This window comes from Clavibacter tessellarius (assembly GCF_001618005.1).
Taxonomy (GTDB): Bacteria; Actinomycetota; Actinomycetes; order Actinomycetales; family Microbacteriaceae; genus Clavibacter; species Clavibacter tessellarius_A.
In genome coordinates this window covers 1-11,329 of the sequence record NZ_LQXA01000027.1, presented here as the reverse complement: position 1 = coordinate 11,329, position 11,329 = coordinate 1, and the positions used below count along the sequence as shown (strand labels likewise).

General features: G+C 76.0%; 10 protein-coding genes. 5 read left to right on the top strand and 5 right to left on the bottom strand.

Features of this window, described 5'->3' with window-relative positions; genetic code table 11:
• Window positions 1-70 precede the first annotated feature (70 nt).
• The 5 genes from hpf to mtrA form a co-directional block, all read right to left on the bottom strand.
• Window positions 71-760 (bottom strand): ribosome hibernation-promoting factor, HPF/YfiA family, encoded by a 690-nt coding sequence (hpf, locus tag AWH51_RS06670; protein WP_063071325.1) that lies wholly within the window; start codon window positions 758-760, stop codon window positions 71-73.
• A 70-nt stretch (window positions 761-830) separates the two neighbouring features.
• Complete coding sequence (locus tag AWH51_RS06665; protein ID WP_254654500.1) at window positions 831-1,694, bottom strand: ComF family protein; 864 nt, start codon at window positions 1,692-1,694, stop codon at window positions 831-833.
• A gap of 61 nt (window positions 1,695-1,755) precedes the next feature.
• Window positions 1,756-3,495, bottom strand: a complete 1,740-nt coding sequence (lpqB, locus tag AWH51_RS06660) for a lipoprotein LpqB (protein ID WP_063071323.1) — start codon at window positions 3,493-3,495, stop codon at window positions 1,756-1,758.
• Window positions 3,479-5,101: an MtrAB system histidine kinase MtrB gene (gene mtrB / locus AWH51_RS06655; RefSeq protein WP_063071322.1), complete on the bottom strand. Its 1,623-nt coding sequence runs from the start codon at window positions 5,099-5,101 to the stop codon at window positions 3,479-3,481. Before mtrB ends, lpqB begins: the two co-directional genes overlap by 17 nt.
• A 4-nt stretch (window positions 5,102-5,105) precedes the next feature.
• Entirely contained in the window at window positions 5,106-5,786 is a 681-nt protein-coding gene (gene mtrA / locus AWH51_RS06650; protein ID WP_063071321.1) for an MtrAB system response regulator MtrA, read from the bottom strand.
• A gap of 122 nt (window positions 5,787-5,908) precedes the next feature.
• On the opposite strand from mtrA, the gene AWH51_RS06645 reads away from it, so the two are divergent.
• The 5 genes from AWH51_RS06645 to AWH51_RS06625 form a co-directional block, all read left to right on the top strand.
• Entirely contained in the window at window positions 5,909-7,147 is a 1,239-nt protein-coding gene (locus AWH51_RS06645; RefSeq protein ID WP_063071320.1) for a glycerophosphoryl diester phosphodiesterase membrane domain-containing protein, read from the top strand.
• Complete coding sequence (locus AWH51_RS06640; protein ID WP_254654499.1) at window positions 7,144-7,848, top strand: DUF4129 domain-containing protein; 705 nt, start codon at window positions 7,144-7,146, stop codon at window positions 7,846-7,848. Before AWH51_RS06645 ends, AWH51_RS06640 begins: the two co-directional genes overlap by 4 nt.
• Window positions 7,845-9,191 carry a DUF4350 domain-containing protein gene (locus AWH51_RS06635; protein ID WP_063071319.1) on the top strand — a complete coding sequence of 449 codons (1,347 nt, stop codon included), beginning with the start codon at window positions 7,845-7,847 and terminating at the stop codon, window positions 9,189-9,191. Before AWH51_RS06640 ends, AWH51_RS06635 begins: the two co-directional genes overlap by 4 nt.
• The gene (locus AWH51_RS06630) at window positions 9,188-10,141 is read left to right on the top strand and encodes an AAA family ATPase (protein WP_063071318.1); all 954 of its coding nucleotides are present in this window, start codon (window positions 9,188-9,190) and stop codon (window positions 10,139-10,141) included. Before AWH51_RS06635 ends, AWH51_RS06630 begins: the two co-directional genes overlap by 4 nt.
• Before the next feature lie 14 nt (window positions 10,142-10,155).
• Window positions 10,156-11,329, top strand: a 1,174-nt coding sequence (locus tag AWH51_RS06625; protein WP_063071317.1) for a DUF58 domain-containing protein, incomplete at its 3' end; no start/stop codon positions are given.

Sequence of the window (11,329 nt, the reverse complement as noted above, 5' to 3'; positions counted from 1 at the left end):
CCCCCGGTGGTGAGGACGCACGGAGGCCCCGCGCGCCGGAGCGCACGGGGCCTCGTGGACCGGAAACGCGTCAGCGGCGCAGCGACCGGGAGCCGGCACCGGCGCCCGCGAGCTCCTGCTCGCCGTCGGCCAGGCCGATGACGCCGTAGTCCCAGCCCTTGCGGCGGTAGACGACGCTCGGGCGGTCGGTCTCGGCGTCGATGAAGAGGAAGAAGTCGTGGCCGACGAGCTCCATGTGCTCGAGGGCCTCGTCGACGGTCATCGACTGCGAGGGGAAGACCTTGGTGCGGATGACGACCGGGCAGTAGTCGTCCTCGACGGCCGGCTGGTCAGCCGGGGCGACGCTCTTCCCGTTCACCCGCTCGATGAGCTCGACGTCGGCGGGGTCGAGGTCGATCTGCGCGAAGCCCTCGGTGGCCGCCTCCTGGAGCGAGACGGGACGGTGGTTGCCGCGGTGGATCTTCTTCTTGTCCTTCGCGCGGCGCAGGCGCTCGAGCATGCGCCCGAGGGCGAGGTCGAAGGCCGCGAACTTGTCGGCGGCGCTGCTCTCGGCGCGGATGACGGGGCCGGGACCGACGAGCGTGATCTCCACGCGGTCGTCTCCCGCGGATCCGCCGGACTTCTCGCTGTGGCGGGAGACCTTGATGTCGAGCGAGATGGACTTCTCGGCGAGCTGGACGACCTTGTCGGCCTTCTCGGTGGCGTACACGCGGAACCGGTCGGTGATCTCCGCGTTGCGGCCGGTGATGTTGATGTCCATGACGTACCTCCAGATCATGACGCGTCGCCCGCTGGAAGAGGGCGATCACTTTCACGCCTTTCGGGCGAGCCTAGACCTCGGATCCCTCGCGGCGCGAGGCATCCGGCGGGTGGACCGCGGGCGCATCGGAAGTGCACAGGGAGCGGCCATCGGGTGTCGCCGGACGACGGGTCCCGCCGCGACCCCGCTCCGGCACCGCCGTCAGGACCGCGCAGGCGACCACCTCGCCGCCCGCGCCGCGGACCGCGCGGCACGCCTCGCGGAGGGTCGCGCCCGTGGTCAGGACGTCGTCGACGACGAGGATCCGCCGCCCGCGGAGGTCGGCCCGGGCGACCATGCTCCCCCGTAGGTTCGCCTCGCGGGCGGCGACGCCGAGGCCCGCCTGGTCGGCCGGGCGGCGCGTGAAGCGGAGCGGCGGGAGGCGCCGCGCCCCGAGGCGGAGCGCGCGGACGCCGGCGCGCGCGAGGAGGACCTCGACGGGCGCGTAGCCGCGACGGCGGATGGAGGCGGCCGGCGAGGGCACGGGCAGCACCGCGAGGGACCCGGACCCCGTCGGGCGGGTGACGCCATCCTCGTCGTCGGCGGGGAGGGCGGAGTCCGCTGCCGCCGCGAGCGCGCGGACGAGCACCGGGGCCATCGCCCGTGCCGCGTCCGTGCGGCCCGCCTCCTTGAACGCCGACAGGAGGGCGGGCCAGGGCGGCGCGTACGCGGCGCCGCAGCCGACGGGGATCCGCGCGGCGGGCACGCGGCCTCCGGGCCCCGGGCACGCCGGCAGCTCGAGGCGGCGGATGCGCGGCTCGGCGACGAGCGCGTGCGCGCAGGCCGGGCAGACCGCGCGGTCGGGGGCCCCGCATCCGGCGCAGGAGACGGGCGCGACGACGGCGAGCGCGTCGAGCAGGGCGGAGCGGAGCGGGGACGGGAGGTCGGAGGCCACGACGCGAGGATCGCCCGGGCGCCGCACGGGCGGGGGCGGCCGGGAGGATCCGTGGACGGCGTCAGCGCTTGGTGGCGATGAAGGAGACGCCGGTCGCGGTCTGCTGCCAGGTGCTGCCGCGCGGCGTGAGCAGCGCGCCCGCGGAGGTGAGGACCCGGAGGCCGCTCTCGTCGTTCGCGCCGGCGATGCCCACGCCCTCGGCGGCGGTCCCCATGTCGCGGGACCTCCCGCCCACCTCGTGCACCTCCACCTGGCGGTCGCCGTTCGGCGCCTGGGTGAGCGTGGCGACCTCCAGCTCGTCCACCCAGGTCGCGTCGAGCGGCGTGCCGGGGGCCGACGCGAGCTCGAGCGGCGTGGCCGTGAGGGAGGTGGGCACGCCGCCGTCCCGGATGATGGACGCCACGAGCAGCTGGGGACCGGCGCCCGTCTCCAGCTGCACTAGCACCCGGGCGCCGTCGCGGGCGACGTCGAGGGAGACGACGCGGCCCGTGCCGGTCCAGCTCACGGCGACGGGATGGCCGACGCCGTCCGGCCCCCAGGCGACGAGGCCGCGGGGATCCGACGCGGGGATCGACCACACGTAGCCCTGCGCGTCGAGCGACGGGGCCACGAGGCCCGGGCGGGTGTCGACGAGGACGGCGTCGCGCTCGCCGTCGCCCACCGACCACACGCCGGATCCGTTGCGCACCGCGGCCTGCTTCCCGTCCGCGCTGAGCGTCGCGGCGTCCGCGCCGAGGGCGGCGACCCGCGTGCCGAGCGTGCCGAGCGGCGCCACCTCTCCCCCGCCCAGGTAGCCGAACGCGCCCTTGGCGAGCACGAGCGGGCGGGACTCCGCCTGCGGGTCCTTCACCGGTCCGCGACCGCCCAGGTCCGGCACGGTCAGCGGCGTGCCGTCCACCAGGACCTGCACGTCGAGCACCGAGGGGATCTCCGACAGGCTCTGTCGGAGCTGGAGCTTCATGCGCTGCTGGGTGACGGCGTCGGCCGCGCGCGCCTCGGTCGAGAGGTCGACCTGCGGGGTGCCGCCCGACGTCGTCACCGCGGACGACGCGAGCCGCGTGCCCTCGGGGAAGGCCGTCACGACGGCCGGCTGCGACAGCCAGGGCGACGGGCCCTGCAGGAGCGACTTGACGATCCGCGTGCTCACGCTCTGCGACGCCCGCGTGACGAAGAAGCGGAGGTCGGGCACGAGGAACGAGAAGGTCGGGTCGAAGAAGTAGAGCGCGTGCGCGCTGAAGATCTCGCGGAAGTACGTCGAGCGCAGCGCGATGCCGTCGGGCGCGTCGGCGATGCGCCACTCGCCGCGCTCCTGCACGAGGCGGAACGACAGGCGCGTCTCCTGGTCGCTGCCGACCTCGCGGTAGTGGCCCTGTCCGTCGACCGTGGCGATGGTCGTGACGGAGTAGCTGTAGGTCCCGTCGACCTCCTCGGTCGTCGCGGCCTGGCCCTCCCACACGACGACGCTCGCGAACGGGTCCCATCGCGAGGCGAAGTCCGCGGAGAGGAACTCGCGGGCCGTGCCGTACTGGTCGGCGGAGCTGGTGGCCGCGTCGACGAAGCCCGCGATGACGTCGTCCGGGGCGTCGCCGGCCTGCGGGCCGTCGGGCTGGTAGCTGACGCCGGCCTCGTCGGCGACGGCGGCCGGATCGCCCTCGGAGACGGGGCCGCCCGAGGGGATGGAGACGCAGCCCGCGAGCAGCAGGGCGCAGGCCGTCGCGAGCGCGACGGCGGCGGAGCGCGCCGCGCGGCGACGGCGGGCGGGGCGTCGGCGGGCGGGGCGGGGGTCAGGGGCCGGGGACACGGGCGTCCTCCTCGTGGGCGGGGTCGTCGGGCGGCAGCGCGACGGGCGAGCGGTCGAACGGGACGCCGGGCTGGCGCGGCAGGGTCAGCCGGAAGCAGGATCCCTCGCCCGGCCGCGACCACAGCTGCAGCCAGCCGTGGTGCAGGTTCGTGTCCTCCAGCGAGATCGCGAGGCCGAGGCCGGTGCCGCCGGTGCTGCGCTGGCGCGACGGATCCGCGCGCCAGAACCGGTCGAACACGTGCCCCATCTCCTCGTGCGTCATGCCCACGCCGTAGTCGCGCACGGCGAGGGCCACGGCGTCGCGGCCGCTGTCGACGGTGAGGACGATGGGTCGGCCCTCCCCGTGGTCGAGCGCGTTGCCGAGGAGGTTGGTGACGATGCGGCGCACCCGGCGGGCGTCCATCTCCGCGTCGAAGTAGCCGCCCGGCGCGACGAGCCGGAGCTCCGAGCCCTTCTGCGCGGCGAGCCCCTCGAACTCCTCGATGGAGTCCTCGACGAGCCGCACGAGGTTGGTGGGCTCCGTGACCAGGTCGACCGCGCCGGCGTCGAACCGGCTGATCTCCAGCAGGTCGGCGAGGAGCGTCTCGAACCGGTCGACCTGCGTGTGCAGCAGCTCGGCGCTGCGCGCCGCCGGCGGGCTGAAGTCCTCCCGCAGGTCGTAGAGCACGCCGCCCGCGAGCCGGATCGTGGTGAGCGGCGTGCGCAGCTCGTGCGACACGTCGGACACGAACCGCTGCTGCAGCTGCGAGAGGTCGGCGAGCTGCGTGATCTGCGACTGCAGCGAGTCGGCCATCCCGTTGAAGGAGCGCGCGAGCGTCGCGATCACGTCGTCGCCCGTGACGGGCAGGCGCTCCTCGAGCTGGCCGGCCGCGAGCTTCTGGCTGGTGTCGGCCGCGACCCGGATGGGCGCGACCACGAGCCGCACGACGACCCACGCGATGGCGCCGATGAGCAGGACGAGGACGAGGAAGGCCACGAGGATCGTGCCGGCGACGAAGTCGAGGGTCTTCTGGATGTCGCCGAGGTCGTACACCAGGTAGAGCTCGTACCGGCCGGCCGACGGGATGTCGATGCTCGAGCCCACGACGATGCCGGGGCTCGTCTGCCCCGTGTCGCCCACGGGGATCGCGACCGACTGCCACTGCTGCGTCCCCGAGCCGGCGCCGACGGCCCGCCGCAGGTCCGCGCTCAGGAGGCTGTCGACGTAGTCCGCCGTGGACGCGTTCTGCAGGACGTTCCGCGCCTCCGTGCCGGGCGTCCGCCGGAACGCGAAGTCGGAGAGGTTGATGGCGCTGCCGCGGAGCTCGTCGAACACCTGCGTGCGCAGCTGCTCGAGCTCGGTCTGGTCGGACGCGTCGGAGGACGTGAACTGCTCCTGCATCCGGCTGGTGGCGCTGTTCGACTGCGCGAGCACCGTGTCGAGGCGCTGGCGGAAGAGATCGCTCGAGATGCTCTGGCTCATGAGCACGCCGATGAGGAGGACCGTGCCGCCGGAGAGCGCGACCGTGAGCAGGACGGTGCGGAACTGGAGGGAGACCGACCAGATCCGGACGAGGCGGCGCGGCCACGACCTCCACTCGACGAGCCACGCGGGCAGGGGGCGCATGAGTCTAGGCCGCTGCCCCCGCGCGGTAGCCGACGCCGCGCACGGTCATGACGATGCGCGGGTTGTCCGGGTCGTCCTCGACCTTCGCGCGCAGGCGCTGCACGTGCACGTTGACGAGGCGCGTGTCGGCCTTGTACTGGTAGCCCCACACCTGCTCGAGGAGCATCTCGCGCGTGAACACCTGCTGCGGCCGGCTCGCGAGCGCGTGCAGGAGGTCGAACTCGAGCGGCGTGAGGTTGATCCGCTCCTCGCCGCGGCGCACCTCGTGGCCCTCGACGTCGACCACCAGGTCGCCGACCTGGAGGAGGCCGGGCGATGCGGCGGCCGCGGGACGCAGGCGCGTGCGGATCCGCGCCACGAGCTCCTTCGGGTTGAAGGGCTTGACGATGTAGTCGTCGGCGCCGGACTCGAGGCCCTTGACGACGTCGGCCGTGTCGGACTTCGCGGTGAGCATGATGATGGGGACGCCCGACTCGGCGCGGATGAGGTCGCACACCTGGATGCCGTCGAGGCCCGGGAGCATGAGGTCGAGGAGCACGAGGTCCGGCCTGCCCTCGTGGAAGGCGGCGAGCGCCTGGCCGCCGTCGCCGCAGAAGGAGGGCTCGAAGCCCTCGGTGCGCAGGACGATGCCGATCATCTCGGCGAGCGCGGTGTCGTCGTCGACCACCAGGATCCGTGCTGTCATCTGACCTGTGTTCCCTGTCCTCGGAACCCCCAGGGTAGTCGGTGGATCCCGGGGCGCGGGCGGCGCCCAGCCTGCGCGCGGCGGCCCGACGGCGGCGGGCCGCGTGTGGGAGGCTGACCCCCGTGAGCGACGACCAGAGCTGGCAGGCGCCCGGCGCCGCGCCGTCCGGACCGGACCGGGTGCCGGGGAGCGACGCACGGACGGACGGGACGACCCCGCCGCCGCCGATGGCGCCTCCCCTCCCCCCGTCCGCCCCCGCGGGCTGGAGCGCCGCGCCCGCCGGATGGACGGCGCCGCCCGGCGGCTGGACCCCGCCGCCGAAGCCCGGCCTCCTCCCCCTGCGCCCCCTCGGCCTCGGCGCGATCCTCGCGGGATCGTTCGCGACGCTGCGCCGCAACCCGGCGGCCACCGTGGGCACGGCGCTCCTCGTCCAGGGCGTCGCGAGCCTCGTGTCCCTCGTTCTCGTGGGCGGCGTCACCGGGTTCGTCGTCACGCGCGTGTTCTCGGCGCGCGAGGACGACCGCGGGCCGCTCATCGCGGGCGGCGTCGCGGCCGTCGTGGTCGCCGCGCTCGTGACGGTCGTGCTCTCCCTCGTGGCCACGGCGTTCCTGCAGGGCGTCATCGCGAACGAGGTCGCCCGCGGCACGCTCGGCGAGCGCCTGCGGATGCGGGCCCTCTGGCGGATGACGCTCCCCCGGCTCCGCCCCCTCGCGCTCTGGAGCGTCGTCATCAGCGCCGCGTGGACCCTCGTGCTCGGCGTCCTCGCCGGCATCGTGGCCCTGCTCGTGCTCGCGGGCGGAGCGGGGATCGCGTTCGGGATCCTCGTGGGCGTGCTGGGCGTGCTCGGGCTCGTGGTCGTCGCGGCGTGGGTGTCGACGCGGCTGGCGTTCGTGCCGAGCGCCATCGTCATCGAGGAGCTGCCACCGTTCGCCGCCGCGCGCCGGTCGTGGAGGCTCTCGACGGGCTCGTTCTGGCGCGTGCTCGGGATCCTGCTGCTCACCGCGGCCATCGTCCAGGTGGCGACGAACGTGGTCACGGTGCCGCTGACGCTCCTCACCTCCATCCTGCAGACCCTGCTCTTCCCCAACGGCCGGCTCGACTTCCAGACGTTCGACGCCTCGTTGGCCTTCTACATCGGGTCGCAGGTGGTGGTGTTCGTGGTGAGCCTCGTCGTCGCCAGCGTCGGCGGCGTGGTCACCTCCTCGAACGCGGCCATCGTCTACATCGACCTCCGCATGCGCCGCGAGGGGCTCGACCTTGAGCTCGCGCGCTTCGCCGAGGAGCGCGCCGCCGGATCCGCGTCGGCCACCGGACCCGACGCCCGGGACCCGTACGCCGTCCGCCCCGCGGGCCGCGCGTGACGATCGGGGCGGCGCTGGCGGCGGCGGTCTCCGCCGCCCCCGGGATGCTCGCCGCGGCCGTGCCGCTCGACCCCGACGCCGACGAGGCCCGCCGCCTGGTCGGCGACGAGCTGTCGCGCCCCGAGTACCAGGCGGCCCGTCCTACCGCGCTCGACCTCGCGGCGCAGGCCGTGGGCGAGTGGATCGCGCGGCTGTTCTCCGGGGCGGGCGACGGGCTCGGCGGCGTCGTGCCGGTCCTCATCGCGCTCCTGGCGGTCGTGGTCGTCGTGGTCGCGTTCCTGGTGTTCGGCGCGCCCCGGCGGGACCGCCGGCGTGCGGCCGCCGACCGCGACGCCCTGTTCGGGATCGACGACCGGCGCTCCGCCGAGGAGCTCCGCCGCTCCGCCGACGCCGCCCGGCGCGCCGGGGACCTCGCGGCCGCGGTGTCCGACCTGTTCCGGGCGATCGCGCGCGAGCAGGCCGAGCGCACGATCGTCGAGGTGGATCCCGGCACCACGGCCCGCGGGTTCGCCCGCCGCGCCGGCGCCGCCCACCCCGCCCACGCGGATCGCCTCCTCGCGGCCGCCGCGGACTTCGACGCCGTCCGCTACCTCGACCGGCCCGGCACGGAGGCGTCGCTCGACCGGTTGGCCGTGCTCGACCGCGAGCTCCGGACCGCCGTCCCCGCGCGCCGCGAGCCGGTCGGGACGGGCACCGCGTGAGCGCCCCGGCCCCCGCGCGACCCGCATCCGGGCGAGGCGCATCCGAGACGACGGGCGACGCGCGGGACGCCGGCCCCGCGACCGCCGAGACGCGCACGGCCGGGCACGCGCTCCGCCGGGCGGCCCGCTGGATCGCCCTGGCGCTCGTCGCGCTCGCGGTCGCCCTGGTCTCCCTCGCGCTCGGCGGGGCGGCGCGCCAGACGGAGCCGCTCGCGCCCGACAGCGCCGCACCCGACGGCACGCAGGCGCTCGCCCGGGTGCTCGCCGCCGAGGGCGTGGACGTCGAGGTCGTGGGCACGCTCGCGGCGGCCCGCGCGGCCGTGGGCGACGGCGCCGACACGACCCTCGTGCTCGGGCCCACCTCCGACCGGCTGGACGACGCGCGGCTGTCCGAGGTGGCCGGCCTCACGACGCGCACCGTGCTGATCGCCCCGGACTTCCGGACGCTCAGGGCCCTCGCGCCCGCGGTCGCGGCCGGCGGCGAGGCGGAGTCGGCGAGCGGATCCCTCGACGCGGCGTGCGCGCTGCCGGCGGCCGAGGCGGCCGGATCGCTCCCCGCCGACGCGCCCGTCTTCCGCGTGATCGGCCAGGCGGCCGAGGGCGTCACGACCTGCTTCCCCGACGACACCGGTGCGGCATGGGCGCTCGTCGAGGTCCCGTCGACGCGCGACGACGGCGGCACCGTGACGGTGCTCGGCGCCGATCCGGTCCTCACCAACGACCGCGTCGCCGAGCGCGGGTCCGCCGCCCTCGCGCTCGGCGTGCTCGGCCAGCGCCCGCGGCTCGTCTGGTACACGCCGTCGCCGGACGACGCCGCCGCCGACGCCGCGCCCACCCTCGGAGAGCTGACGCCCGGCTGGGTCACGCCCGCCATCGCGCTCGCGGCCCTCGCGGCGATCGCCGCGGCCCTGTGGCGCGGCCTCCGCTTCGGGCCGCTCGTGGTCGAGCGGCTCCCCGTCGTCGTCCGCGCCGACGAGACCGCCGAGGGCCGGGCGCGCCTGTACCAGCGGGCGGACGCGCGCGGCCACGCCCTCGACGCCCTCCGGGTCGGCACGGTCGACCGCATCGCCTCCGCCCTCGCGCTCGGCCGGCTCGCCCCCGTGGACGACGTGGTCGCCGCATCCGCCGCTGCCCTCCGCGAGGACCCGGCCCGGATCCGCGCCCTGCTCCTCGACGACCAGCCGCGCGGCGACCGCGACCTGGTCGACCTCGCGGGCCGGCTCGCCGCGCTGGAGCGCCGGGTCGCCGCGGCGGCCGCGCCGGACGGCGACGCACCACCCGCGACCGACCGCTCCGCCGACCCCGCCGACCCGCCCGCCCCGCCCAGGAGAATGGACCCATGACCGACGACCTCCGCACCAGCCTGCTCGCCGTCCGGACCGAGGTCGGCAAGGCCGTCGTCGGACAGGACGGCGCCGTGACCGGCATGATCATCGCCCTCCTCGCACGCGGCCACGTCCTCCTGGAGGGCGTCCCCGGCGTCGCGAAGACGCTGCTCGTCCGCTCGCTGAGCCACGCCCTCCGGCTCGACACCGCGCGCGTGCAGTTCACGCCCGACCTCATGCCCGGCGACATCACCGGGTCGCTCGTCTACGACTCCCGCGAGGGCGCGTTCTCGTTCCGCCGCGGGCCCGTCTTCACGAGCATCCTGCTGGCCGACGAGATCAACCGGACGCCGCCGAAGACGCAGTCCGCGCTGCTCGAGGCGATGGAGGAGCGGCAGGTCACGGTCGACGGCGAGAGCCACGCGCTGCCGGATCCCTTCCTCGTCGCGGCGACGCAGAACCCGGTCGAGTACGAGGGCACCTACACGCTGCCCGAGGCGCAGCTCGACCGCTTCCTCCTGAAGCTGGTGCTCGACCTGCCGGAGCGCGACACCGAGGTCGAGGTGCTCCGCCGGCACTCCCAGGGCTTCGACCCGCGCGACCTCCGCGCCGCGGGCGTCGCGCCCGTGCTCGACGCCGACGGTCTCCGCCGCGCGCAGGCCGCCGTCCGCGAGGTGCGGGTGGGGCCGGACGTGCTCGCGTACATGGTCGACCTCGCGCGCGCCACCCGCCGCTCGCCGTCGGTGCAGCTCGGGGTCTCGCCGCGCGGATCCACGAGCCTGCTGGCCGCGAGCCGCGCGTGGGCCTGGCTCAGCGGCTTCGAGGCCGTGACGCCCGACCACGTGCAGGAGATGGTGCTGCCGGTGCTCCGCCACCGCATCGCGCTGCGGCCGGAGGCCGAGCTCGAGGGCGTCTCCGTCGACGCCGTGCTGCGCAGCGTGCTGTCGCAGGTGCAGGTGCCGATCTAGTGGCGCGCCGCTAGATGGCCCTCACCGGCCGCACCGTCGCGCTGCTCCTCGTGGGGCTCGTGCCCGTCGTCCTGCTCGGCGACGGGCCGGACGCGGCGTACGCGGTCCTCGCCGGCTGGATCGCCCTCGTCGCCCTGCTCGTGGCGCTCGACCTCGCGCTGGCCGGGAGCCCGCGGGCCGTGGCGCTGGAGCGGGTGCTGCCCGCGCGGATCCGCCTCGACGAGACGGGCGAGAGCGTGCTGCTCGTCACGAACCGCGGGTCGCGCACGCTGCGGGCCGTCGTGCGCGACGCGTGGCAGCCGTCCGCCGGCGCGTCCTCCACGCGCGACCGGGTGCGGATCCCCGCGGGCGAGCGCCGCGCGATCCGCCTGTCGCTCACGCCCACGCGCCGCGGCGAGCGCCGCACCGAGCGCGTCACGATCCGCTCCGCCGGCCCGCTCGGCCTCGCCGCGCGCCAGGCGACGCTGCTCTCCCCCGGCGCCGTCCGCGTCCTCCCGCCGTTCCGCTCCCGCCGCCACCTGCCGTCCCGCCTCGCGCGCATGCGCGAGCTCGACGGCCGCACGGCGCTCATGGTCCGCGGGCAGGGCACCGAGTTCGACAGCCTGCGCGACTACGTGCGCGGCGACGACGTGCGCTCCATCGACTGGCGCGCGACCGCGCGCCGACAGGACGTGGTCGTGCGCACCTGGCGGCCCGAGCGCGACCGCCGGGTGGTGCTCGTGCTCGACACGGGACGCACGGCCGCCGGCCGGATCCGCGACGAGACGCGCCTCGACACGGCCTTCGAGGCGTCCCTGCTGCTCGCGGCCCTCGCCACGCGCTCCGGCGACCGGGTGGACCTCGTGGCGCACGACCGCCGCGTCCGCGCGCGGGTCCGGGCGGGAGCCGGCGGCGACGTGGTCTCGCGGATGGTCGACGCGCTCGCGCCCGTCGATCCGGAGCTGCTCGAGACCGACTGGACGGCCGTGCCCGGGCTCGTGCGCCGCATCGTGTCGCAGCGGTCGCTCGTGGTGCTCCTCACCGCCATCGACTCCCCCGGCAGCTCGCGCGCGCTCCTCCAGGCGCTGCCGGAGCTCACCCGGACGCACCACGTGCTGGTCGCGGCGGTCGTGGATCCGGGGCTCGCCGAGCGCGCCGCCGACCGCTCGGGCCGCGCCGCCGTCTACCGGGCCGCCGCCGCCGAGCGGG